The following is a 23,663-nucleotide window of genomic DNA, read 5'->3' as shown; positions in this document are numbered from 1 at the left end:
CCAATGGGAGAACCGGCTTGTGGACTGTCGGTCCATTTAAGTAAAACGTTTGACTTAGGTCAAGTGAGCGATGTTCACTGACTCCCATGCCGACACCGGTGCACAGCCCGCGGTCCGCCCGCACCGACAGCACACGGGAGGCCCTGTTATGCGCGGCTGAACGGCTGATCGCCGAGCGCGGAGTCGAGGCCGTGACCCACCGCCAGATCGTCGTAGCCGCCGGCCAGGGCAACAACGCCGCGGTGGCCTACCACTTCGGCACCAAGAAGGATCTGGTGCGCGCCATCGAAGCCAGTCACGCCGGGCACATCGAAGAGCTGCGCACCACCCGGATCACGGCCACCGGTGATTCCGCCGAACTGCGCGACTGGGTGGGTTGCCTGGTGCAGCCGCTGACCGATCACCTGGCGTCGCTGACCGGGCCCACCTGGTATGCGCGATTCGCCGCCCAGGTGATGACCGACCCCACGTATCGCCGAGTGGTCGCAAAGAGCGCCCTGGAGTCGGAGACGCTGCGCCGGGTCATCGACCGCATCGGCCAGGGCGTCCCCGACCTGCCCAAACACGTTCGCGTTGAACGCAAGATCATGATGCGCACGATGCTGCTGTATACCTGCGCCGAAATCGAACGCGGATTCGCCGAAGGCAGCAAGGGGCCCCGCCCGGACTGGCCGGGCGCCAATCAGGGCCTTGTCGACGGGATCACGGGTCTGTGGCAGGCCCCGATCACGGGTCGGTGACAGCCAGGCGGTGCTGGATCGTCGCTGTGGCATTGCCAACCCGGACGTCCCGGGGTTCACTTGCTGCTTCAGTCGGCTTGATTCGGCCTGCATTGTGCGCGTGAATAGTTCGCTCCCACACAACCCTCAGCTACTTCGTACGAGTCGCACCGATTGCCGCGCTGCTGGCATGGTGTCGTCCGAACGTTGCAGGCACGCAGGTCGTTTCGACACACATTTCGCGATTTCAGATGCACGGACTGCGCAGTGACTTGTCGCCTATCAATGAAATATATTGGCACTCAGTTGCTTTCAAACGTACCGACGACTGTCGACCGGGCCATCGACACGCTGGTAGCGCAGCATTCGAGTTGACTCCCCGCGCGGTTGATGCCACCATGGCCGCGAACGCACCTCGCTAGGTGAGGCGTCTGTACGGATACAGGCCACTGACCTCGAACGTCGAAAGACGCCCAGGGTCAGGACAGCTCTTCCCGGCTTAAGGGTTGAGCCCAAGTGGCTTCCGGCTCATGGCCGGATACGCCGTGCAGTGCCAAAGCTCTGACGAGAGGGGTGCCGGCCGGCTGATCTGTCGGTCCGGCTCACCCGCTGTGCACACCGCAATGGCATCCGCGTGTGCCCTGGCTCGGAGGAGGTGAGAGCGACATTGAGTCTTAGCGATAGTCCTTATCCGAGTTCGACGAGCATTTCGTTCAACTCCGGCCCCGGCGCCACTTCCACCCTCTGAATCGGTTTGCGCCGTTCCGCAGCAGCGCTGTCTGCCCTCAGGGACCAGCGCGGTATCTGCGCGCGAATTTGATGGTGTAACGGTGCAATTCGTCATGTCTTCTTGAAGGAGAGCTTCGATGTCTTTTGTGTCTGCACTGCCCGAAGAACTGACTGCGACAGCGGCTGACCTGCGCGGTGTCGGCGATGTGTTAGCTGCGCAGAGCGCCGCCGCCGCGGCGCCGACCACTGGCGTGGTTCCGGCCGCCGCCGACGAGGTCTCTGCGCTGACCGCCGCTCAATTCGCCAGACACGCGCAGATGTACCAGGCGATCAGCAAGCGGGCTGCTGTGGTGCACGAGATGTTCGTGAACACGCTGCAGCGCAGCGCCCAGTCCTACGCGGCGACCGACGCTGCCAACGTTATCTCGGTTTACTGAAAGGTTTTTGGGTGATGGATTACGGATCGCTTCCACCGGAGGTCAATTCGGCGCGGATGTACGCCGGACCCGGGTCCGGGCCGATGCTCGCCGCCGCGTCGTCCTGGAACCTGCTGGCAGCAGAATTGCGTTCGGCGGCAAATTCTTTCGAATGGCTGGTAACGGGTCTCGCCAGTCAAGGCTGGTGGGGGCCCTCCGCGTCGGCGATGATGGCCGCAGCCGAGCCATACATGACGTGGATGAGCGTGACCGCCGAGCAGGCTGAGCAGACTGCGGCGCAGGCCTATTCCGCCGCCGATGCCCATGCGTCGGCCTACGCAATGACGGTGCCGCCGCAGGCCATTGCGACCAACCGTGTGCTGATGACGGCGTTGGTCAAGACCAACGCTCTGGGACAGAACACCCCCGCTATTGCGGCGACCGAAGCCCGCTACGGTCAGATGTGGGCACAGGATGCGGTCGCGATGTACCGCTACGCCGCCGCGTCGGCCACCGCCACACAACTGAGCCCATTCCCCGCTGCGCCGGAAACCACCAGGTCGGAAGGGGAAGACGGGCCGGCCGGCGCCAGTCCCGACGCCGCCAAAACGCACTCTCAGGTGCCGAACGCCTTACGGAACATGGCCTCACCGGCGGACGGTACGCGGCCGTCGGATCCCGATTGGCACTGGACGAAATTCTTCGACGGCCTCTTCGACGGAACGTGGGGCCACGACGACGGGTCCGGCTTGAATATCAATGCCCAGTTGTGGAACACGATTGCCGCAACCGGAATCTTCGACCCTGGCGGGAACATCGAGGGCATGTCGGGCCTGGCCACGCTCGGGTTTCTGGCACGAGGTATGGATGGAGGCGCAGTTGCCCTTTCCCGTGGCGGGCTCGACGCCACGCCAGGCATGACACTGGCGTCCACGGCAACAGCCGGGGCGGAGAGCGCCGGCCGCGCTGTCGGCGGCGCAGGCTCCCCGGTGTCGGCCGGCGTGGGCCGAGCCACCCTGGTCGGATCGTTGTCCGCGCCGCCCAGCTGGGCAGCCGCTACCCCGGCGGCTGCTCCCACCGCCGGAACGGGCAGCGGCTGGACAGTCAACCCGGAGAGCAGGTCGATGACCGCGATGCCTCCCCCGGTGCCCTCGGGTGGCGGCGGGCGCAGCGGCGGTTTCGGTACGCCGCGCTATGGCGTCAAGCTCACCGTCATGCCGCGTCCCACCGTGGTCGGGTAGGCATGCCGATTGCGCATCGACTGGCGTCCCTCGCAACAAAGACGGAACGGAGTCGCCGCCGTGCGGTGCGTGCTCTAGGCGGCGCTCTCCAGCTTGCCTTGGCATACCCGCGCTGCGGCGACAACCGCCACCAGGGCCATCGTGAACCACGCCGTCGCAGAGGATGTCTCGTAGATATCAGACAATGGCACAGACCTGCCGCCCTGGATTGTCGCCGAGGCATCACCAACGCGCAGCATCTCGAGGTTCACCTGCAGTGCCAGTCCGAACCAGATGACCGCCGGTGCCAACAGAACCGATCGGGCCGACGCGGCAGGTACCCGGCGCCACCGCCGCTCGACCAACGAGAACATCTGGAACAGCACCCATCCCGTGATCACCCAACCGAAATAGTTGCTCAGCGGAACTCCGAGGGCGCCACTCGGTGACGCATAGGAGTACAGGCCGCGGGCATAGGCCGTGATCGGATCGATCACCAAGTCGTATCCGCCGAGGATCAGGGTGGCGACGACGGGCGTCACCACCACCTGCAAGCGGCGGTTGGCGTACTCGCCCACGATCACCCGGGCCAGCATCCACGCCAACCAGGCCAGAACCACCCAACCGAGCACCACCACGAACGGCACCCCGAGCAATCGGGGTCCTTCCAGGTGATGAACGTAGGAGCCGAAGGGAAAGCCGGTCGCGACACTGCACGCCTCGAATCCGAACGACACGACCAGCGCGATGGTGAAGTAGCCAATGACTCCGACCGGCTTGTACAACGTGAGCGTATGGAACAACACGAACGCGGCCAGTGCGCCGCCCGAGACAGCCTCGGCGGCAGCATGTATCGGGGATCCGGAGCTCAGCGCGGCCGTCATCGTCGCGGCGGACCACAGCGCAACGATGCACCAGCCGCCAAACATCTGCCACCGAGCGCGCGTCGACACAGACGCATCGTATACAGCACCCCGGCGCGCGCGGGCGATAGATCGAGCGGGCACGGCGAGGCTACACCGTTAACAGCAGCCACATTGTTAACATCGGCCGATGCAGGATTTCCCGAGGACCGACCAGCCTCGGCGCCCTATTTCCCGTCGTGACGCGCTGCGGTACGCATCCGCGGCGGCGCTCGCCGGGCTCGCTGCGGCGGGCGCGGGGGCCGGCGCACCCACGGCGTCGGCCGCCGCTCCCACGTTGATCGACTACGCCATGCGCCAGATCCCCGCGCAGGACATCCGGGCCGCCGGCCATGCCGGGGTGATCAACTACGTGTCGACGTCGCGTCCCGGCTCGTCCTTCGGCGCCAAGCCGATCACCCGTCCCTACGCCGAGTCGCTGACCGCCGCTGGGCTGGTGATCGTCAGCAACTACCAGTACGGCAAGCCGGGCGGCACCGCACCGTCGGACTTCACCCGCGGGTTCGCCGGCGGCGTCAGCGATGCGCAGACCGCCTGGCATCTGCACACCGCGGCAGGTGGTGGCCGCAGTGCACCGGTCTTCTTCAGCGTCGACGATGACATCAATCGCGACACCTGGAACACGGTGGCGCTGCAGTGGTTTCGGGGAATCAACTCGGTGCTGGGAGTGCAGCGAACCGGAGTTTACGGTGGCATCAATGCGTGCCGGTGGGCGGCTGCCGACGGTGTCATCGGGAACTCGCGCACGCCGGGGCATCGCTGGGCGTGGCAGACCCGGTCCTGGTCAAAGGGTCAGGTGGACCCCGCAGCGGTGCTCTACCAGCGCATCGTGAGTACCGCGTCGACACCGGGCCCGGTGGTCGGCGGCATCGAGGTCGACGTCAGCGACGTGCTGGCCCAGGACTGCGGGCAGTGGAACCTACACCCGTGAGGCCGGGGCCGCAATCAATGTAGTGGTCGGCGGGACGCGATCTCTTGAGGAGAAGGCCGGCGACCGCTGCGGCTACAACTCTGCGACTCGCCCGTTGTCGACCCGCCACGTGCGATCCAACCGAACGTTCTGCAGCATCCGGCGGTCGTGTGTCACCAGCAGGAGCGCGCCGTCATAGGTCTCGAGGGCTTGCTCGAGCTGCTCGATGGCGGCGAGGTCGAGATGGTTCGTCGGCTCATCGAGTACCAGCACATTGGTGCCGCACGCCTGCAGCAACGCGAGGCCTGCGCGGGTTCGCTCACCGGGCGAGAGCTCGTCGACAGCTCGTTCCACGTGGTCGGCGCGCAGCCCGAACTTGGCAAGTAAGGTTCGCACGTCGGCGGTCGGCCATGCCGGCACCCGCTGCTCGAAGCGATCGACGAGTCGCCCAGCGCCGGTGAAAGCCGCTCGGGCCTGGTCGATCTCGCCTATCGCGACACTGGCGCCCAGACTCGCACGCCCCTGATCGGGCCGCTGGCGGCCAAGCAGTAGCCGCAGCAGGGTCGACTTTCCGGCTCCGTTGGGTCCGGTTATACCGATCCGCTCACCGGCGTCGACCTGTAACGACACCGGCCCCAGAACGAAATCGCCTTGCCGCACAACAGCGTTGTCCAGCGTCGCGACGACCGAACTCGACCGTGGCGCGGCTCCGATGGTGAACTCCAGTGTCCATTCTTTCCGGGGTTCGACCACCTCCTGCAGGCGAGCGATGCGGCTCTCCATCTGACGCACCTTCTGCGCCTGCTTCTCGCTGGACTCGGTGGCCGCGCGTCGCCGGATCTTGTCGTTGTCGGGAGCCTTGCGCATCGCGTTGCGCACACCTTGGCTCGACCATTCCCGTTGAGTGCGGGCGCGCGCCACCAGGTCGGCCTTCTTCTCGGCGAACTCCTCGTATTGCTCGCGCCGGTGCCGGCGGCCGACCTCACGCTCTTCCAGATAGCTGTTGTACCCACCGCCGAAGACAGTGGTGGTGTTCTGGGCCAAATCCAGTTCCAGGACGCGGGTTACGCTGCGGGCGAGAAACTCCCGATCGTGACTGACCAGCACCACACCACCTCGAAGTTCGCGGACGAGGCTCTCCAGTCGGGCGAGTCCGTCGAGGTCGAGGTCGTTGGTCGGCTCATCGAGCAACACGATGTCGAACCGCGACACCATCAGTGCCGCCAAGCCCACTCGAGCGGCCTGCCCACCCGACAACGCGGTCATCGGGGTCGACTCCGGCCGCAGCGCATCCGAGTCGAGTCCCAGGTCGGCCAGTACTGCCGGCAACCGTTCGTCGAGATCCGCCGCGCCAGTTGCGAGCCAGTGATCCAGCGCCGCACCGTAGATGTCTGCTGGATCCGAATCCGCTGGGCACTGAGCCGGGTCGGCCAAGGCTGCGGCCGCCGCCTCCATCGCCTGCGTCGCGGCGGTGCATCCCGCACGGCGTGCGACATAGCCGACGACGGTCTCCCCGGGGATCCGTTCATGCTCCTGCGGCAGCCACCCGACGAACGCGTCGGCCGGTGCGACGCTGACCGCGCCGTCGAGCGGTTCGAGATCCCCGGCCAGGATCCGCAGCAGTGTGCTCTTGCCAGCGCCGTTAGCGCCCACGACTCCGACTACGTCGCCCGGTGCCACCGTCACGTCGAGCCCCTCGAAGAGGGTGCGATGGGCGAATCCGCCGGCCACATTCTTCGCGACAAGCGTTGCGGTCATCGGGTCGCTACAAACGTGTTCGGTTCTGCCAACCCAGGGAGGCGGTGGACGGCTTGACTACGAGTTCGTCGACAAAAACAGTGCCACGGTGAGCATCACGACGCACGCAATGCATGTCCAGACGCCCAGGCTCGCTGACGCCATGAGTCGGCTCCTGTCTGTGATGACTTCGGTTGGTCGACGGTCGACCTACGGCGGCCGGCGTAAGTCGACGGCCTTGCCACGATCGTGACCAAGTTAGCCGTACCGCTCGGTCGCCGTCAACGCGCGACGTGGTGACCCTGGCCTTTCCGGGAGGCGTCCACAGCGGCTTGGGCTACGCGCTCAAGGCGCGCCTGCGTCCGGGCCTGCGGATCCACCCCTCCGCGATGTCCCGCACCGGCGCATCTACGACCCTGTGGACAAGGTTCGTCGCCGCTGTGAGCGAGATTCCGCTCCATGGTGTTTTTTCAGTATCGATGTGGATGTATTAGCGATTTAGGGGGACAACCTGAGTTTTCCCTGGGCGTCTGCTAGTATCGCGCAAATCGATCTGCGCAACTTCAATGAGGGAACCGACCGTGACAACAATCAAGAAGTTCCTGTGTGGTGCGACCGTCGCCGGCCTGGTTGCCGGGACGGGGGCGGCGGTCGGGACACCGGCGGGGCTGTCCGCGCTGACGGCCGATTGGATGCTTGCCGCGGAGCACGTGCTGCTGATCGGCACCGACGGCACCAACCTCGACAAGATCCTGCAGTACGCCTACGGCGACGACAGCGGCTTCAAGACGGCGATGGACCAAAGCATCACCGGAGCCACAACCGAGGTGAACCACACCACGATCTCCGGTCCATCCTGGTCGACGATCCTCACCGGAGTGTGGGACGACAAGCACGGTGTGATCAACAACCTGTTCGACCCCGAACCGTACAAATCATGGCCGACGGTGTTCAACCTGCTCGAGTACCACAACCCGGACATCGAGACCTCGGTGATCGCCGACTGGGACTACATCAACGGCATCGGCGGCGCGGGCGGCTACGGAGCCGACAACAATCTCTACATCCCGTTCCAGGACAGCTGGGCCGGCACCGACGCGGCGGTCACCTCGGCGACCATCGCCCAGATCCTGGCGACCACCACCAACCCGAACATCGACACCTTCATGTTCTCCTACCAGGTGCAGGTCGACGAGGCCGGACACGGGTTCGGCGGCGGGTCGCAAGAGTACGCCCAGGCCGTCATGAACGTCGGGGCCAACATCCAGCAGATCCTGGCCGCGGTCGCCCAGGCCAAGGCCGCCACCGGTGACGACTGGTCGATCATCATCACCACCGACCACGGTCACCAGCAGTCGCTGGGCTTCGGTCACGGCTTCCAGTCACCCAACGAGACATCGCAGTTCGTCATCTTCGATCAAGCCGGCCACGACGCGACCGATGGCAGCCAGAACCTGAACTATTCCATTGCCGACATCACGCCCACGATCTTGGCACTTTTCGGAGCCCCGATGCGGTCGGACTTCGACGGCGCTCCGATGAACATCGACCCGGCCATCCTGAACAGCATCGTCGATCCCACCGATCTCAAGCAATCGCTGCTCGACGCGATCTCGATGTACGGCTATCCGAATATCGGCAACGACATCACCCTGGCCATCCGTACGGTGTTCACCTCCATCCCCTACTTCCTCGACAAATATCTGACCGATTTCGACAACTACCTGCAGACGATCGTCGATCAGGACATCTTCCTGATCAGCGGGCTGGCCGAACTCACCCAGCAGGTCGTCCAGTTCACCGGCGGCCTCATGGTGGGCGCCACCGAGTCGCTGGCCCAGGCGGTCGCGCACCTGACCGGCGCGGGGGTCATCGCGCCGACCGACCCACCGCTGCCGCCGCCGGGGGGTGCCGAGGCGTCACTGTTGGACACCCTGCTGGGGGACCACAACTGGCTCAGCCCGGACGAGGGCAGTTTCGACCTGGCGTCGCTGCTCGACTTCAACGCGCTGCTGGGCTGACCGCTCTGAGTTTCTCCGCCGGTAATCGGGTATAGAGGTTCCATCCGGCACCTGCAGCGGCGCCGGCGGACGGAGGACCGACTGCCGTGGTCAGCTACCGATGACGCCCTTGCGGCGCCGACGTTCCGGGCTGCGTCGGATCACCGAAGGCCTGGGCGAACTCGACGCCGAGGTGTTCGAGGCGATCGCGCACTCACCCAGCCGACTGCTCGACACCACCATGCCGAGGTTGACCAGCGCCGCCGACCACTCGAAGTTGTGGCTGGCTCTGGCAGCTGCCATGGGCGTGGCCGGCGGCCCGGCCGCCCGGCGCGCCGCCGCGCGCGGGGCGGTCAGCTTGGCGGTCACCAGTTTGGTGACGAACCAAGTGGTCAAACGGATCCGGCCCCGTGCGCGCCCCAACGTCACGCTGGTGCCGCTACTGCGCCGCGCCCACCGGCTGCCACGGTCGAACTCGCTGCCGTCCGGCCACGCCGCGAGCGCGGCGGCGTTCGCCACCGGGGTGGGGCTGGAGAACTCCCTGCTGGGTCTGCCTGTCGCCGGGCTGGCCGGCCTGGTCGGGCTGTCCCGGATCGCCACCGGCGCCCACTACCCCGGTGATGTGCTCGCCGGGCTGGGCATCGGCGCGTCGATCGCGGTGCTCGGAGGACAACTGGTGCCGCCGATCGCGTCTCCGTCGCGGCCGCACATCGACGCCCTGCGCGTCGCCTCCCCCGCGCGTCCCGACGGCGCCGGCGTGACATTGGTGGTCAACCCCCGGTCCGGTGGCGGGCGGGCCGGCGAGGTCGCCGAGCAGGTGCGCGAAGCACTGCCGGCCCTCACCGTCGTCGAGCTCGGCCCCGACGACGATGTGACGGAAGCGTTGCGCCTGGCGGCCGATTCCGCCGAAGTACTTGCGATCGCCGGCGGCGACGGGTCGGTGGCTCCGGCGGCCGGCGTGGCGGTGGAGCGCGGTCTGCCGCTGGCGGTGTTTCCCGGCGGCACATTGAACCACTTCGCCAAGGACATCGGCTGCGATACCACCGTGAAAACCATTCGTGCCATCGCCGACGGCAGCCTGTCCCGGGTGGACGTGGTGCGGTTCAACGATGAGACGACCGTGGTCAACACGGCCAGCATCGGCGCCTACCCGGCCTTCGTCCGCCGTCGAGAACGGTTGCAGGGCAAGCTCGGTAAGCCGGTGGCGAGCGCCTACGCAATGCTGATGACGCTGCGCCGCGAACAGCCGGTGCGGATCTCCTACGACAACAAGACGCTGCAGACGTCGCTGTTCTTCCTCGGCAACTCCGTGTATCAGCCGGACGGCTTCGCGCCGGCCGCCCGGTACCGGATGGACGACGGGCTGTTGGACGTGCGGATCCTGGAAACCGGTCGACCGTGGTCCACGCTGCGAATCCTGGCGGCATTGCTGACCGGACGACTGCAGCGCAGCCGGCTCTACCACGAGCTGCGGGTTCCACAATTCCGGTTCACCGCAGTCGACGGGCCGGTGCCGATCGCCCACGACGGGGAAGTCGACGACAACCCCTGCGCGGAGGCCGAATTCACCGCGTGCTACCGAGCGCTGCAGGTGTTTCGGCCGATGCCTCCAGACCCGCGGTGACGGCTCAGCTCTCCGGGAACCAGAAGTCGAGCGTCTGCTCGACTCCGCCCCAGTCGATGCCCATCCAGTCGGTGAAGAAGCCCTCGATGTTGCCGAAGGCGGCGTAGACGAACTCCACAAGGGAGTTGACCAGACCCGTCAATACGCCGCTGTCGATCAACCCACTGCCCAATGCGGTGAGCCAGGTGCTGAACTGGTCGATGTCACCGGAGATGTCGATGTTGGTGAGCAAGCCGTCGGTGGTCGCGGTGTGGTCGGCGACCTCATCGGGGCTGAGCCCCATATACATCATGTGCTCCCAGAACAAGCCGAGCATGGAGTTCGACGCGTAGTCGGCGACGGGGTCGCCCGGGAACGTGTAGACGGTGGTGGCGAACGGCTCGGTCGGGGTCTGGAAACCGTTCAGCAGCCCGTAGAGGTCGGACGTCGTGGTGGCGCCGGCGGGATCCGACCACACACCGGTCGCACTCGACGGGTCGCCGATGAACACGAAGTGCAAAGCGTCCGGATCGACGCCGTCGTGGGCCAGCTGCGCCATCGCGATCGAACCGGCCGTCGCGCCCTGGGAGTATCCGAACACCCACAGCGGGTTGTCGGCATCGTAGGCGCCCGGATTGGCGTCGAGCTCGGCGTGTACCGCCCGAACGATCTCGGCCGCTCCAGCGAAACTGCTGTGCCCCTGCATGATCAGTTCCGGGGTGGTCAGCACCTGCAGCGGGGCGTCGCAGTCGGCGGCACCGATGACGCACACCGTCGGGTCGTCGCCGGCGTCGAAGCCCAGTGGTTGCAGGAAAAGATCGGCCGCGGTCTGAGCGAATGTCGCCGACGGCGTCGTCAGCATGGTCCCGCCGACGAAGATCGCGGTGTCCGACAGCAGTGCCACCCGCGCGAAAGTCGTTGGAATGACGGGAGTTACGACGACGCCACCGGCGATCGCGCTCGCGACGGCGATCGGCGCGAAAGCTTTAGTTACGTTCATTTCAACACACCTAGGGCGTATGTAAGAGCTGGTCGACAAAACACTGAGAACTGATAATGGCATTCTTGCGTGAGGAGAGTCAACGGACCCCCACCGCGGCGGGGAATTGTCCCTACGGCCCGTCGCCTAGCCTTTTCAAACCGGGGCGGGACCAATGAACTCGACCCCCGCGCGAATCGCGGGGCGATGCCTCAAGATTCGGAAATGCGCCAGCCGGCCGAGTCCCGTCGTCGTCATCAATTGTGCGCCCGGCCAGGACGCGACAAGCTTCTCGCTCGTCGCATAGGGAGTCTCGGGGTCGTCGGGGTCGTGGATGAGCAGCAGCGGCGGATAGTCGGTCTGCTCGGCAACCCGGACCATGTTGGTCTCCTCCAGCGGCATGCCGATACGACGTTCCAGACGTCGTTGCAAGCCGGCGCGTATCCGTCGGCCGAAGCCGTGGCGCTCAGCGAACAGGTCGAGGTAGATCGGGAATTCGCCCATCGGCGCGAGGAATACCAGCCGCCCGACCGTCATTCCCCACGACGCCGCGAACGCGGTCGCGTTGGATCCCAGGGAATGGGCGACCACGGCACGGGCCGGCCCGTAGGTCCGGATCATGGCGGCGACCGCCTCGGCGCACTCGATGGCGGTGGTGCGACCGGGGGCGAGGGCGCCCGGATCGGACTCGTTATGGCTGGGCAGGTCGAACGCGATGACTCGATGCCCGGCTGCGACGAGAGGTTTGATGAACATGCCGAGGTGTGGGCGCCGCCCGCCCCAGCCGTGCACAAGATAGACCGGTGGCCCGTCACCCCAGGCCTCGCCCACGATCCGGTGCCCGTTCCAGTGGGCCTCCAGCGGCTGACCGGGCGGGACGCCGGGCGGCATGCGCAGGCTGGACTCCATGACCGGTGGGGTGCACCACAGCTCCGTCGCCCACCGCGACCCGATTGCGGGCGCGACTCGCTCCAGCAGCCAGAACACTCGGCGCACCCAAGTGGGAACCGGCGGCTGGACACCGGAACCCTGCACATCGAGAGCGGTCGGGCTTGGAGAATCGCCGCCACGTGAAGCAGTAGGTTTCGTTGGGTCCGGCACACATCGAGGTTAGCGAGCTGATGCCGCTTGGCCACTTCTCCTGCCTGGCTGAGTGCCCATTGACTTCCGTCGGACGCCCCTGCCATGATCGCCCTCAGGTTCGACTTTTGATTTACTCGTCTGATCTTTAACTACTGCGGGTGTCACGCTCAGTATTGGGGGCGTGGTCCGGATAGCCGCAGGCCAGTGGTGAAGGGGCGCCCAGTGATGCTGACCAAGGCCTGCGCGCCGATCGCGATTGCCGGCACCGTGGCAGGCGGGGTGCTCGCCGCCCCACTCGTCCACGCCACGCATGTCGACGTCAACCTGCTGGCCGACACCGCGATCTTCGTCGGTCCGACCACCTTGTCCACGCCGTCGCCGACATTCGCCCAGACCGCGACCGACCTGTTCCTGCAGCCGCTGGGCTTCGACGCCGGCGACGACCCGACCACCTGCGTGATCGGTTTCAGTTCCGACGGCTGCGATGCGCCGCTGCAGATACTGACCACCCCGGCTCTGGTCCAGCAAGGCCACAGCAGTTTCGTCGGGGCCGCCGAGATCGTTCGGGCGGTGCACGCCGAACTCAACGCCAACCCGGACGCCTACGATGCCGATCACCCGCTGTGGGTGTTCGGCTGGTCGCAGGGCGCCACCGCCGGTTCGATCGCGATGGCTCAGCTGGCCCATGACGGCGTCGACCCGGAGGCTTTGCACTTCGTGTTCATCGGCAACCCGGTTGGCGCGGACACCGCCTCGCTGGGTATGGGCGGGGCGTCGTCCTCCGATTTCCTCGACACGGCTCTGCTGTCTGGCGCCCAGACTCCGAACAACCCGTTCGCGGTAACCGATTACACGATCCCCGGCGACCCGGTCACCGACCCCACCTCCACCTCCGCGTTCGGGCTGTTCTACGAACACATGATGTACCTGGGGCTCTCCCCCGATCAGGTGGCCGACCACACCGTAACCACCGACGACATGCTCACCAACATCGACATCTCCGGTGACTTCGATCAGTTCGGCGCCTGGCTCAACGCATGGGGCCACGGACTGATCGACAGCAGCTGGTGGGAGGGCATCTTCTACTCGGTGGTGGCGTCGGTCTACAGCGCCTTCGGCAACATCGAGGGCTTCTTCGGCGACTGGCTGGGCGTCGATTGGAGTGGTGTCGAGGACACCCTCGACTACTGGTTCCCGACGGACGTCTGACGTTTTCGACCCATCACCGTGATCGCGTCGGGCCTCAGTTCGAATACGGGGTGCTTGGCAGTAATTCGGCGATCAGGGCTTGGACATGACCGGCGATGTCGTCGCGGATGCTGCGTACGGTGTCGAGGGGTTGACCGGCGGGGTCGAGCAGCTTCCAGTCGCGGTAGGTGACGCCGGGAAAGTAGGGACAGGTGTCGCCGCAGCCCATGGTGATGACGACGTCGCTGGTTTGCACCGTGTGACTGGTGAGCACGCTGGGGGTGGCTGCGGTGATGTCAATGCCCAGTTCGGCCATCGCGGCCACGGCCATTGGGTTGAGCTGGTCGGCGGGTTCGGTGCCGGCGGAGCGGACATCGATACGGTCATCGGCCAGGTGGGCCAACAGCGCGGCCGCCATTTGGGAGCGTCCGGCGTTATGCACACAGACGAACAGCACGCTGGGTTTACCGGCCATCTGCAAGGGCTCCTTGCGGGGTCGTGGCGGGAGGGGAAAATCGGGTGCGTAGGGCTAGGGAAACGTAGACCAGGCCGACCAGGACGGGTACTTCGATGAGCGGGCCGACGACGCCGGCGAGTGCTTGTCCGGAGGTTGCTCCGTAGGTGGCGATGGCCACGGCGATGGCCAGTTCGAAGTTGTTGCCGGCGGCGGTGAAAGCCAGCGTGGTGGTGCGCTCATAACCGAGCTGCAGGAGTGCGCCGAGTAGATTGCCCCCGCCCCACATCAGCGCGAAGTAGGCGAGCAACGGGACCGCGATGCGGGCGACGTCCCAGGGCCGGTTGGTGATCTGATCGCCTTGCAGCGCAAAGAGAACCACGATGGTGAACAGCAATCCGTAGAGCGCCCAGGGCCCTACCTTGGGCAGGAACCGGGTCTCATACCAGTCCCGCCCCTTGGTTTTCTCGCCGAGGCGGCGCGAGAGGTAGCCGGCAAGCAGTGGTATCCCGAGGAAGATCAGTACGGATTTGGCGATCTGCCACGGCGAAGTGCTGATGATGGTCTGTTCCAGGCCCAGCCAGCCCGGCAGCACCGAAAGATAGAACCAGCCCAGGACGGCGAACATGACCACCTGGAAGATCGAGTTGAGCGCGACCAGCACGGCGGCGGCTTCGCGGTCTCCACACGCCAGGTCGTTCCAGATGATCACCATGGCGATGCAGCGGGCCAGCCCGACGATGATCAGCCCGGTGCGGTATTCGGGTAGATCGGGCAGCAGCAGCCACGCCAGGGCGAACATCAACGCCGGCCCCAACACCCAGTTCAGCACCAGGGAGCTGATGAGCAGTTTGCGGTCGCCGGTGACGGTGTCGAGGCGGTCGTAGCGCACCTTGGCCAACACGGGATACATCATGATCAGCAGGCCAAGCGCGATTGGTAGCGAAATGCCATCCACCTGAACGCTTTCCACCGCGGTATTCAACCCGGGAATCCAGCGGCCCAGCAGCAGGCCGGCGGCCATCGCCACTGCGATCCATGCCGGCAAGAACCGGTCCAGGGTGGACAGCTTGCCGGCCACCGACGGTGCGGCAGGCGATACGAGGGTGTCGCTCACTGGGTCTCTCCCGAGGTGCTGGCGATGTGACGATTCATTGTGGCAGGCGGTAGATCACCCGCCCGCCACGTCACGTTGGGGCGGTTCAGACGATGCGATTCGGCTTCGTGTCGGTTTAGCCGCCGACCGATGTTGCGGGTTTGGTCGCACGGACGATCGCGCCGTGCATGCCGTCGGCGACTTGGTGGGTGAAAGCCACGGAGGCGTCGACGAACCCGACTGCCGCGAGACCGTCGAGGTATTCCTGTTTGGACAGTGCCCCGGCAATGCAGCCGACATGGGAACCGCGCTCGGCCCGTTGCGCTGGGGTGAGGTGATCCTCGGCGACGACGTCGGCGATCCCGATCCGCCCACCGGGCACCAGAACCCGAAAGATTTCGGCGAGCACGGCCGGTTTGTCTGCCGACAGGTTGATCACGCAGTTGGAGATCACCACGTCCACTGCTGCGTCGGGCAGTGGGATGTCCTCGATGGTGCCCTTGCGGAACTCGACGTTGGTGACACCGGCCTTGGCCTTGTTCGTCTCTGCCAGCGTGAGCATCTCATCGGTCATGTCGACGCCGTAGGCGAACCCGGCCGGCCCAACCCGCCGTGCCGAGAGCAACACATCGATGCCGCCTCCGGAACCCAAGTCCAGGACGCGCTCACCTGGATGCAAGTCGGCGACTGCGGTCGGGTTCCCGCAGCCCAGGCTGGCTGCCACGGCTTCGGCGGGCAGCTCGGAGTGCTCGTCGACTCCATAGAGTCCGGCGCCGAAGATGGCGCCGATGTCGGTTGCATCACTCGACCCGCAGCAGCTGGCCGCGGTGAGTACCTCGCTGTTGGTGGCGCCGGTGCTGATCGCGGTGGCGGCCGCCCCGTAGCTGGCACGAACCTGATCGCGCAGCTCGCCGTTATCGGTGTCGGTCATTTTGATACTTCCTTCCATCGACGGACGTCGATGGGATCCAGACTGCACTACCCATCGACGGCTGTCAATGTGTGCCATACTGGGGCTTATGCCCACGCCGATCGAGACCTCAGCGCAAGCCGTTGGGTCGCTGCTGGTGGCCGATCTCGGGGCATGCTGTGGCCCCATCACCGAGACGGTGCTCGACGCGGCGGCAGCAGAACGGTTGGCCGCCATACTCAAAGCGCTGGCCGAGCCGACCCGACTGCGGCTGGTGTCGCTGATCGCGGGCCACGAGGGAGCCGAGGCCTGCGTCTGTGACCTGACCGCCCCGGTCGGGCTGTCCCAGCCGACCGTGTCGCACCACCTCAAAACACTGGTCGAGGCCGGCCTGCTCCAGCGCACCCAGCGCGGCAAATGGGCTTACTACCGGTTAGTGCCGGCCACCCTGGAGGCACTCGCCGGCGTCTTTGCCCGCACCGGCCGATGACGTCGGCTCGTTTAGGCCCGTTGGGGTTCGGCTGGCCGCGGCACTGATTCCCGGTGACGGCAATAATGGCCGGATGGTCGATCGCAACGCGCCCACCATCCCCGTCATCGCCCTCACCGGGTACCTCGGGGCGGGCAAGACCACGCTGCTCAATCACGTCCTCCGGGCGCCGGGAGCGCGAATCGGGGTTGTTATCAATGACTTCGGTGAACTGAACGTCGACGCGGGCCTGGTCACCGGCCAGGTCGACGAACCGGTGTCCATCGCCGGCGGATGCATCTGCCACCTGCCGGATGAGGGCGGGCTTGACGAGGCGCTGGAGAAGCTGACCGACCCGAAGCTCGCGCTCGATGCGATCATCATCGAGGCGAGCGGGGTGGCCGAGCCGGCGGCGGTATCGCGAGTGATCCGGTTCAGCGGAGTGGATCGGATACGCCACGGCGGTGTTGTCGATGTGATCGACGCAGCGGAGCACTTCCAGACCGTCGACACGGCGTCCGCCCCACCTCCGCGCTACGGCGTGGCCTCCCTCGTCGTGGTCAACAAGTTGGATCGGATCGACGAGGATGCTCGCGCAGCTGCCCTTCGTCGAATAGAAGCCCGTGTGCGCGAACTGAATCCCGACGCTCACGTGGTGGGCGCGGTGGCCGGACGCGTGGATCCACAGTTGCTCTACGACGTCAACGACGGTGACGAGGCCGGGCAGATGTCGTTTCGGGAGCTGCTCCTCGACGAGGCCGCCGGTGCTCACGATGAGCACCACGGCCACGTGCATGCCACGTCGGTCACCGTCGTCGGCAACGGAGCCGTTGACCCGGGACCGCTCATCGACCTGCTCGAGCAACCGCCTCATGGCGTCTACCGGATGAAGGGCACCGTCGCGATCGGCAAGCGCCACTACCTCGTCAACGTCGTCGGCACGTCCGTCCACGTGACGACCGCGCCGTCGGGTGCGGGCGCCAGCCACCTCGTCGCGATCGGCACGCACCTCGACACCGAGGAAGTCCGCGCACGGCTCGAGGAGGTACTGCGCCCAGCCCCGGGGAAGGTGGCCGCCGCCGGGATGCGACGGTTGCAGCGACTGCGCCAACGCAGCATTTAGCCGAAGACGCAGCCAGCCATCACCGACCTCAAATGCCTACGGCGCCTGCATCATTTCCAGAAAGCATTCATGGGTTGGGCGTACATGTCGTTAGCAGTGAGCGGGCCCAGACCACCCAAGGCGTCTTCAATCGTGGCCATCAGGCCGTACTGGTTGTAGTAGTCGTCGGTGCTGAAGTTCCCGGACTGCATCCCCCCTGCCGTCACGGCGTCCTGGTTCGGGATGACGATCATCGGAACGTTGTTGCCGTCGTTGCCGAGGCCCAGTGACAGGTTGTTGTTGTCCTCGTCGAACGTGATGATGATCGCGTCCTTCTGCGTCGGGTCATTCCACGTCGCCGATTGCTGAATGGCGGCCACCTCCTGCTGGACGAACTGGTCGCCGACCGCGACGTTGTACTGATGGTCCGTGAGCTGGGTGGCGATGAACTGGAGAGCGCCACTGAAAGTGTCGACCGGGCCTTCCATGTTGTGGTCCTCGTCGGCAGCGATCCAGGTGAACGCCGGGAAGGTGCTCGGGTGCGCGAGATCGGTGGACAACTGCGTCAGGGGGAGCAGGTGCTCCTGGAGGTAGGCGGGGGTGTTGTCGTAGACGTAGTTGAATTGGGCAAACGGCAGTTCGTCGGCGGAGTAGTCACCCGATGACACGATGGCACCCGGCGACGGCATGCTCTGCGCGTAGCCGGCCCACGATATGCCCGCCTGATCCATTTCCTGCATGAGGCTCGGTGCGTCGATGGCGTTCGGCTCAGAGTTGTAGTCGATGCCGAAGTCCGAGCCGCCCAGGATCCGGAAGTAGTTCGGGTCGCTGGGGTGGCCCAGCGCGTAGAAGTTGTTCGCGGACCCGTAGGTGTTGATCAGACTGTTGATGTAGGGCGCGTTGGGGCTGTCGACGATGTCTTCGGAGCCCTTGTTCTCCATGTAGATCAGGAACACGTGATCCAGATGGCCGACGTCGGACGTCGGTGGGGTGAGTGTCGCCGGGGTGAGGCTGGGATCCCCGACCGTGAACGACTCGTTGTCGGCGTAGGCACCGTTGTAGTTGCCGAGGTACGCGTTCTGGTCGGTGAAAGTCGTGGTCACCTGCGCGGAGGTGGTGCCCTCCGGGACCGTCCCGGTGATGTCGCGTTGTTCAAACCCGGTGAAGCCCCAGCGATCCCACACCGTGACCGGGTTGAGCGAGCCGGTGCCCAGCACGTCCCCGTTGGCGTCGAGGAAGTTGACCTGCACTGTGGCGTAGGACGGGTTCCAAGTTTGGCCGCCGAGATCTGCACTCAGCGTGTACGGCGTTCCGGCTGCGCCGGTGAGGTCGACGGTCTGGCTGATGCTGGACGTGCCCACGGGCCCGCCGCCGGCGAAATTGTCGCCACTGCCCGAGGACGGTGCCTGCGGAAAGCCGAACAACCCCGTCGCGTCCGGGAACGGAGTCGAGGTCGGCGAAGGATAGCCGAGCGGGGTGCCGTATTCGATCACGGTCGGGGTGCCGGTCTCGGTCCAGCCCGGAATGGTCACCCCGCTGTAGCCCGACCCGGACGGGTCGGCCGTTTCGAAGCCGGGGTTGACCAACAGGTTCTGACTCATCGCCTGCACGGCCAAGTCGTTGGCACTATTGCCCGCGTCGCCGAAGATCAACCCGCCCCCGACCCCATCGGAGCCGTTGCAGATCAGCCCACACACACCGGTGATGGGATCGACCTGGTTGAACCAATTATTGAGCGCGGCGTCGACCTGCTGACCGAAGTCGCTATTTATCCAGTCCTGCTCCAGCCCATGCAGCCAGTCAGGACTGGTCGCCGCCGCCGACCCCAGATCCGAAAGCGAACCCAGGCTGTCCAGCTCCGGAACCGCCCCGGAACCGGCCGCCTGATCGCCCAAAGCGCCGGTGATCGCATTGAGGACCTGGTCGATCATCACGTCAAACTCGTCGGCACTGGCTTTGGGCGCCGCGGCCAGCTGGCCCAGCCCCACCGTCAAAAACGCGCTGACCGCGCCGGTCAGGCCGACGGCACGCCGATAGCGGTGGGGGGTCGCTCCGCGCGATTGCCGAATGTGCTTGTTGACGCGGCCATCAGCCATCGCTGGTACTTCCTTAGTCTTAAACAAGGGGCGACGCGGTTTTGTATGTGTATTAACTTAGGTCTCCGAGATTTGTTTCAGCAAGATCTTCAGCAAAGTATTTTTGAGCAACTTCTCCGCTAAACCCCGCCCGTCCGAGGCGTCCGGTCTCGAACAACGAGGAAAGGATGCAGCGCTGAACGGATACGGGATGCTTACTCACGTCACCGCCGTTGCCCTGCTCGTTTGGCTGACGCGATCGACGCCGCTCATATCGGCTACACCCTGATCATCGCTGAGGAGACATGACACCTCCCCCACAGGCGCACGAATCGCTCATCGCACGTTTCGGCCCGGCCTACCGTCGTGCCACCGACGCACTGAACAACCTGGGCTGGCTGCCGAACTTGGTGCTACGGCTCACCGTCGGGTTCATGTTCTTTAGCGGCGCGGTGGACAAGCTCGGTGATCTCGGTAAGTTCACGGCGATGTTTGCCAGCCTGGGTATTCCGGCCGCGCAGCTGCTCGCCCCGTTTACGGCAGTGGTGGAACTCGTTGGTGGTGTGGCGTTAATACTGGGCCTTGGCACCCGGCTCGTGTCGCTGCTTTTGGCCGGGGATATGGTCGGCGCGTTGATCACCGACATCGGCCCGGACTTGGCGCAGAAGTATCCAGATCCGTGGCATTTCTTGAGCAATGTGTTTTATGCCCCGGAGTGGCTGTTGATAGGCCTGCTGGGGTGGCTGCTGTGTGTCGGAGCCGGCAAGGCCAGTTTGGACGCCTTGCTTGCCCGACGTTTGACGGCGCGAACATGCGGCGCACAACACCCGTCGGCCGGATCGGCAACCTGATCGAGTTGGCTGCGTCGAACCACCCAGGGCGGGTGGGTGACCCGCCCATCGACGATCCGCAGTACCGCGCGTGCGAATGAAACATCGCCTCGGTTTGAAACGTTAAGGCCGGTAAGCGCATCGGAGAACTTGCCGACCGGTTCAGCATCAACACCAAGCCGCGTCAGTAACCCAGGGGAGTCCGCTACGTTGTTCCGCGGAAATAGGGTTCGACCGTGCCGCTGAGCTTGACGAGCATAGGATTTCCGCGGCGATCCTTCGCGGTGGGGACGTCGACACGCACCCAGCCCTCAGTCACGTCGTATTCGTGAACATTGGTTCTCTCGACGCCATTGAAGCGGATACCCACGTCGCGGCGGAGCACCTCTTCGTCATAGAACGCGCTGCGCGGATCGATGGAGAGATGATTCGGTGGCACGTCTGTGCTTTGGTCCTCGGGCATGATGACTTTCGTTGAATGCTGCGTTAGGTGTTTGGTTCTCAACGAATCCTAGGCGACTCAAGCCACGGCGGGCTGCTCGTAGGTCCTGGCAGCCCGCGCATCGGCCCCATTCGCGACATAACACGACGATAGCTAGTCAGCTGTCGACCCGCCAGAACGCCGTGACCGATCGCATCCCCGGTCTCGTCCGACCGCTCGTTCGGTCAGACCTTCAGGGGTTGTCGAGAACGCGATGTCGGCGCGTGAGATTGGTTCGGCGCATGCGCTGCAAGTCAGAAGTGGCACAAGGGGGTGGCGGCAGTTCTCGTGGCTGAGTTGCACTGGAGGTCGGCCAGCGAAGAGCCAGCGGTCGCCCCACGCCATGATCGACAACGGGACCGGGTAGAGATCTAGCCCCTTGTCGGTTAGCCGGTACTCGTGGCGGGCGGGTCGTTGACGGTAGGTGGCCCTGGTGAGGATGCCAAGCTCGACAAGGCGCTGCAGGCGCTGGGTGAGGATGTTTGTGGCGATGCTCAAACGCTGCTGGAACTCATCGAATCGTGTTGATCCGTAGAATGATTCGCGGATAATCAGGGCGCTCCAGCGGTCACCCGTCACCTGCAGCGTCGCTGCCAACGAACCCGGGCACCCGCGCTGCAACAGCTGCAGATCCGGTGTCCGCTGACGTCGCAGCGGCTCGGTCATCGCGTGCGGTCGTCGGTCGAAGCTCACGTCGCGGGCGTGCACCAACGCCCGGCATTCCGCACAGCGCAGTTCGCCGTGGATCCGATCGGTACACCCGCGGTGGGACGCGCGCACCTGAGCCTCGACACTGTCGTCGCACCACCGCTCCCCCCATGCCATCGCGGTCATGATGCAGCCGACGAAGTCGTCACCCATTTCGGTAAGGCGGTAGTCCTGCTCGCAACGCTCCATCAACCCGTTCGCGCAAAGTCCGGACAGCCGCGAGCTGAGCGTGGATCGCGCGATACCCAGCCGACGCTGAAATCCGTCGAACCGATTGATGCCATCGACAATTGCCTCGCTGAGCACCATCCATGACCAGGCGTCGCCGGTGGTCTCTACCGCGCCGAACACCGAGCAGTCCAGAACTGCCGGTTCGGAGATAGCGCGCATACCGTGAAGGATACCGGAGTCACTTGCATAGCAAGACCGCCTTGCCTAGAGTCTCGTTACGCAAGTAACTGTCTCCGGCGGGAAGAGGGATCATGGACGACTACCAGAATTTGCTGTTCGACCGAGCAGGTCCGATTACGACGATCACGTTGAACCGCCCGCGCCGGCACAACGCCCTCGATCGGGTGCTGTCCGAAGAGCTGAACCGGGCCGTTCGGCAGGTTCGCGAGGACCGCGAGTGCCGCATCGTCATCCTGCGCGGTGCCGGCGACACATTCTGTGCGGGCGATGACATCGCCGAGTTCAACACCTGGGGACCCGAGGATCCCTACTGGCAGGCGCGGCTCTACCAGGAGACTGTGCAGATCATCGAGGATCTGACTCCGATCACGATCGCCGCGGTCGACGGGGTCTGCACCGGCGGTGGGCTGGAACTGACCCTGGTATGCGACTTCGTCATCGCCACCAGCCGCTCCCGGTGGGGTATGCCCGAGATCGACTGGGACATCACCCCGGGCTGGGGCGGCACATCGCGGCTGCCGCGATTCGCCGGACGACGTAAGGCCAAGGAGTGGAACCTGATTGGCGCGTTGTTCGACGCCGCGACCGCGGAGCGCCATGACCTTGTCAACCGGATCGTCGCGCCCGAGGATCTCACCGCCGAGGTCGATGCGCTGTGCCAGGTGATGCTGAGAAAACACCCGCTCACAGTGCGGCGCACCAAGTTCATTATGAACAAGGGGGCCGACCTGCACATCTCGGGCGCGCTTGCGTTCGAAGTCCCGATCACGCCTTTTCCAGGAACCGCGGGCATCGCCGACTTCACCGACCGGGACGCGCGTGCAATGCGGCGCGAACTCTCAAAAGACTTCTGGCAAGACCGAGAAGAGAAGCAGGCCGCGACGACGGGATCCCTGTCATACGGCGTTGTCCCGAACTGCGACGATGCAGGTTGTCTCACGTGATGTCACCTCGCTTTGTCTCAAGCTAGTGTCATTTCTTCGGCGGTGCCCCGTCGGCGACCTAACCGGCGCGACCGAGACCATTTACGCTGGCGCGCCGTCTGCCCTTGTTCTGTCCCGTGACGGTCCTGAGATCACGCCATGTCGGATCTATCCGAGCCTCTGGCCGCATCTGCCGCCCGCGGTCAAGTCTTGAGGGGTCGCGTAATTGAAGCCGGTGCTTCGCGTGAGGCTGCGTGAAATTCTGCGGGGTCTAGCGTAGGCGGAATGGGTTTGTTCAGTCATGAGGAGTTCCTGGATCCGGCCGACGGCGTTGGTGGCGGCGATCGCGGTGGGGTTGTCGAGCGAGCTCGGGGTGCTGAGGTGGGCCAGTACGGGGTTGATGAACCTGTGGTGGTGGGTCCGGGGTCGCCGCCTGAGGATGGTTCGTGCGGTCAGTTCGCTGTTCAGTTTCATGTGTCTACGTCAATGCTGTTCGGGCTGAAACGTATTGCGGATATGCGTGGGGTGAGCGTGCCGGAAGTATGCCGGCAAGTAATCGGTGTGTTTGTCGCCCAGCAGGAGGGTGAGCTGGGTGCGTTGCTTGCTGCCGAGTCCGAGGCGGCTGATTACCGGCCGAGTTTGGGTCAGGCGTAATCGTCGCAGTGTAGGTTCTCGCGTTCGACTTCATCCGGGCCCT

The 23,663-nt window shown here is 65.2% G+C and carries 20 protein-coding genes, 1 pseudogene and 1 riboswitch; of the genes and pseudogenes, 12 read left to right on the top strand and 9 right to left on the bottom strand.

Translation table 11 applies throughout. The annotated features are described in order from the left end of the window. Positions 1–86 precede the first annotated feature (86 nt). The 3 genes from ACZYY4_RS12705 to ACZYY4_RS12695 all read left to right on the top strand — a co-directional run bounded on the left by ACZYY4_RS12705 (position 87) and on the right by ACZYY4_RS12695 (position 3,105). Positions 87–740 (top strand): TetR/AcrR family transcriptional regulator, encoded by a 654-nt coding sequence (locus ACZYY4_RS12705; RefSeq protein WP_463810334.1) that lies wholly within the window; start codon positions 87–89, stop codon positions 738–740. Positions 741–1,126: 386 nt separating this feature from the next. Next, a riboswitch (M-box (ykoK) riboswitch) is annotated at positions 1,127–1,299 on the top strand. 286 nt (positions 1,300–1,585) lie between these two features. Beyond that, complete coding sequence (locus ACZYY4_RS12700; RefSeq protein WP_463810333.1) at positions 1,586–1,885, top strand: PE family protein; 300 nt, start codon at positions 1,586–1,588, stop codon at positions 1,883–1,885. Between the two features lie 14 nt (positions 1,886–1,899). After that, complete coding sequence (locus ACZYY4_RS12695) at positions 1,900–3,105, top strand: PPE family protein (RefSeq protein WP_463810332.1); 1,206 nt, start codon at positions 1,900–1,902, stop codon at positions 3,103–3,105. Between the two features lie 74 nt (positions 3,106–3,179). Here the strand turns inward: ACZYY4_RS12695 and ACZYY4_RS12690 are convergent, their stop codons facing one another. Continuing rightward, positions 3,180–4,037, bottom strand: coding sequence for a carotenoid biosynthesis protein (locus ACZYY4_RS12690; RefSeq protein ID WP_463810331.1), 858 nt, complete (start codon positions 4,035–4,037; stop codon positions 3,180–3,182). 100 nt (positions 4,038–4,137) lie between these two features. Between ACZYY4_RS12690 and ACZYY4_RS12685 the strand changes: the two genes are divergently transcribed. Beyond that, a complete protein-coding gene (locus tag ACZYY4_RS12685; protein ID WP_463810330.1) occupies positions 4,138–4,938 on the top strand; it encodes a DUF1906 domain-containing protein in 801 nt (266 codons plus the stop codon). A gap of 72 nt (positions 4,939–5,010) precedes the next feature. Here ACZYY4_RS12685 and ACZYY4_RS12680 read toward each other — a convergent pair whose 3' ends face one another. Next, entirely contained in the window at positions 5,011–6,675 is a 1,665-nt protein-coding gene (locus ACZYY4_RS12680; protein WP_463810329.1) for an ABC-F family ATP-binding cassette domain-containing protein, read from the bottom strand. Between the two features lie 560 nt (positions 6,676–7,235). Here ACZYY4_RS12680 and ACZYY4_RS12675 point away from each other — a divergent pair. Both ACZYY4_RS12675 and ACZYY4_RS12670 read left to right on the top strand, forming a co-directional pair. Further along, a complete protein-coding gene (locus tag ACZYY4_RS12675) occupies positions 7,236–8,675 on the top strand; it encodes an alkaline phosphatase family protein (protein WP_463810328.1) in 1,440 nt (479 codons plus the stop codon). A 100-nt stretch (positions 8,676–8,775) separates the two neighbouring features. Continuing rightward, a complete protein-coding gene (locus tag ACZYY4_RS12670) occupies positions 8,776–10,278 on the top strand; it encodes a diacylglycerol kinase family protein (RefSeq protein WP_463810327.1) in 1,503 nt (500 codons plus the stop codon). A 4-nt stretch (positions 10,279–10,282) separates the two neighbouring features. Here ACZYY4_RS12670 and ACZYY4_RS12665 read toward each other — a convergent pair whose 3' ends face one another. Then, positions 10,283–11,257 carry a PE-PPE domain-containing protein gene (locus ACZYY4_RS12665; RefSeq protein WP_463810326.1) on the bottom strand — a complete coding sequence of 325 codons (975 nt, stop codon included), beginning with the start codon at positions 11,255–11,257 and terminating at the stop codon, positions 10,283–10,285. 135 nt (positions 11,258–11,392) lie between these two features. Then, positions 11,393–12,337, bottom strand: a complete 945-nt coding sequence (locus tag ACZYY4_RS12660; protein ID WP_463810325.1) for an alpha/beta fold hydrolase — start codon at positions 12,335–12,337, stop codon at positions 11,393–11,395. 207 nt (positions 12,338–12,544) lie between these two features. Here ACZYY4_RS12660 and ACZYY4_RS12655 point away from each other — a divergent pair, with 207 nt between their 5' ends. After that, the gene (locus ACZYY4_RS12655) at positions 12,545–13,528 is read left to right on the top strand and encodes a PE-PPE domain-containing protein (RefSeq protein ID WP_463810439.1); all 984 of its coding nucleotides are present in this window, start codon (positions 12,545–12,547) and stop codon (positions 13,526–13,528) included. Positions 13,529–13,562: 34 nt separating this feature from the next. On the opposite strand, the pseudogene arsB reads toward ACZYY4_RS12655, so the two are convergent. Continuing rightward, a pseudogene (gene arsB / locus ACZYY4_RS12650) lies at positions 13,563–15,078 on the bottom strand (ACR3 family arsenite efflux transporter). 115 nt (positions 15,079–15,193) lie between these two features. Next, positions 15,194–15,988 carry an arsenite methyltransferase gene (gene arsM / locus ACZYY4_RS12645; RefSeq protein WP_463810324.1) on the bottom strand — a complete coding sequence of 265 codons (795 nt, stop codon included), beginning with the start codon at positions 15,986–15,988 and terminating at the stop codon, positions 15,194–15,196. Positions 15,989–16,076: 88 nt separating this feature from the next. Here arsM and ACZYY4_RS12640 point away from each other — a divergent pair, with 88 nt between their 5' ends. Further along, positions 16,077–16,457, top strand: a complete 381-nt coding sequence (locus ACZYY4_RS12640) for an ArsR/SmtB family transcription factor (RefSeq protein WP_463810323.1) — start codon at positions 16,077–16,079, stop codon at positions 16,455–16,457. Between the two features lie 73 nt (positions 16,458–16,530). Further along, entirely contained in the window at positions 16,531–17,559 is a 1,029-nt protein-coding gene (locus tag ACZYY4_RS12635) for a CobW family GTP-binding protein (RefSeq protein WP_463810322.1), read from the top strand. 50 nt (positions 17,560–17,609) lie between these two features. Here ACZYY4_RS12635 and ACZYY4_RS12630 read toward each other — a convergent pair whose 3' ends face one another. Further along, positions 17,610–19,634, bottom strand: coding sequence for an alkaline phosphatase family protein (locus ACZYY4_RS12630; RefSeq protein WP_463810321.1), 2,025 nt, complete (start codon positions 19,632–19,634; stop codon positions 17,610–17,612). A gap of 284 nt (positions 19,635–19,918) precedes the next feature. Between ACZYY4_RS12630 and ACZYY4_RS12625 the strand changes: the two genes are divergently transcribed. After that, positions 19,919–20,464, top strand: a complete 546-nt coding sequence (locus tag ACZYY4_RS12625) for a DoxX family protein (protein ID WP_463810320.1) — start codon at positions 19,919–19,921, stop codon at positions 20,462–20,464. 184 nt (positions 20,465–20,648) lie between these two features. On the opposite strand, the gene ACZYY4_RS12620 is transcribed toward ACZYY4_RS12625, so the two are convergent. Further along, positions 20,649–20,906 (bottom strand): DUF3297 family protein, encoded by a 258-nt coding sequence (locus tag ACZYY4_RS12620; RefSeq protein WP_463810319.1) that lies wholly within the window; start codon positions 20,904–20,906, stop codon positions 20,649–20,651. Positions 20,907–21,038: 132 nt separating this feature from the next. Beyond that, complete coding sequence (locus tag ACZYY4_RS12615; protein ID WP_463810318.1) at positions 21,039–22,022, bottom strand: winged helix-turn-helix transcriptional regulator; 984 nt, start codon at positions 22,020–22,022, stop codon at positions 21,039–21,041. Positions 22,023–22,114: 92 nt separating this feature from the next. Between ACZYY4_RS12615 and ACZYY4_RS12610 the strand changes: the two genes are divergently transcribed. Together ACZYY4_RS12610 and ACZYY4_RS12605 are read left to right on the top strand one after the other, a co-directional pair. Further along, entirely contained in the window at positions 22,115–22,987 is an 873-nt protein-coding gene (locus ACZYY4_RS12610; RefSeq protein WP_463810317.1) for an enoyl-CoA hydratase/isomerase family protein, read from the top strand. Between the two features lie 264 nt (positions 22,988–23,251). Then, positions 23,252–23,620 (top strand): hypothetical protein, encoded by a 369-nt coding sequence (locus ACZYY4_RS12605; protein WP_463810316.1) that lies wholly within the window; start codon positions 23,252–23,254, stop codon positions 23,618–23,620. The last annotated feature ends 43 nt before the right edge of the window (positions 23,621–23,663 follow it).

The organism is Mycobacterium sp. IDUB_21, assembly GCF_055419425.1.
Note: the sequence above shows the minus strand (reverse complement) of the source record. Positions and strands in the feature narration are given on the sequence as shown.

Excerpts from the sequence above, each read along its gene's own strand:
- ACZYY4_RS12665 (WP_463810326.1), bottom strand. The coding sequence starts at position 11,257 with ATGAACGTAACTAAAGCTTTCGCGCCGATCGCCGTCGCGAGCGCGATC.
- ACZYY4_RS12620 (WP_463810319.1), bottom strand. The coding sequence starts at position 20,906 with ATGCCCGAGGACCAAAGCACAGACGTGCCACCGAATCATCTCTCCATC.
- ACZYY4_RS12700 (WP_463810333.1), top strand. The coding sequence starts at position 1,586 with ATGTCTTTTGTGTCTGCACTGCCCGAAGAACTGACTGCGACAGCGGCT.
- ACZYY4_RS12625 (WP_463810320.1), top strand. The coding sequence starts at position 19,919 with ATGACACCTCCCCCACAGGCGCACGAATCGCTCATCGCACGTTTCGGC.
- ACZYY4_RS12610 (WP_463810317.1), top strand. The coding sequence starts at position 22,115 with ATGGACGACTACCAGAATTTGCTGTTCGACCGAGCAGGTCCGATTACG.
- ACZYY4_RS12695 (WP_463810332.1), top strand. The coding sequence starts at position 1,900 with ATGGATTACGGATCGCTTCCACCGGAGGTCAATTCGGCGCGGATGTAC.
- ACZYY4_RS12605 (WP_463810316.1), top strand. The coding sequence starts at position 23,252 with ATGGGTTTGTTCAGTCATGAGGAGTTCCTGGATCCGGCCGACGGCGTT.
- ACZYY4_RS12685 (WP_463810330.1), top strand. The coding sequence starts at position 4,138 with ATGCAGGATTTCCCGAGGACCGACCAGCCTCGGCGCCCTATTTCCCGT.
- ACZYY4_RS12705 (WP_463810334.1), top strand. The coding sequence starts at position 87 with ATGCCGACACCGGTGCACAGCCCGCGGTCCGCCCGCACCGACAGCACA.
- ACZYY4_RS12615 (WP_463810318.1), bottom strand. The coding sequence starts at position 22,022 with ATGCGCGCTATCTCCGAACCGGCAGTTCTGGACTGCTCGGTGTTCGGC.
- ACZYY4_RS12640 (WP_463810323.1), top strand. The coding sequence starts at position 16,077 with ATGCCCACGCCGATCGAGACCTCAGCGCAAGCCGTTGGGTCGCTGCTG.
- ACZYY4_RS12680 (WP_463810329.1), bottom strand. The coding sequence starts at position 6,675 with ATGACCGCAACGCTTGTCGCGAAGAATGTGGCCGGCGGATTCGCCCAT.
- ACZYY4_RS12630 (WP_463810321.1), bottom strand. The coding sequence starts at position 19,634 with ATGGCTGATGGCCGCGTCAACAAGCACATTCGGCAATCGCGCGGAGCG.
- ACZYY4_RS12670 (WP_463810327.1), top strand. The coding sequence starts at position 8,776 with ATGACGCCCTTGCGGCGCCGACGTTCCGGGCTGCGTCGGATCACCGAA.
- ACZYY4_RS12635 (WP_463810322.1), top strand. The coding sequence starts at position 16,531 with ATGGTCGATCGCAACGCGCCCACCATCCCCGTCATCGCCCTCACCGGG.
- ACZYY4_RS12655 (WP_463810439.1), top strand. The coding sequence starts at position 12,545 with ATGCTGACCAAGGCCTGCGCGCCGATCGCGATTGCCGGCACCGTGGCA.
- arsM (WP_463810324.1), bottom strand. The coding sequence starts at position 15,988 with ATGACCGACACCGATAACGGCGAGCTGCGCGATCAGGTTCGTGCCAGC.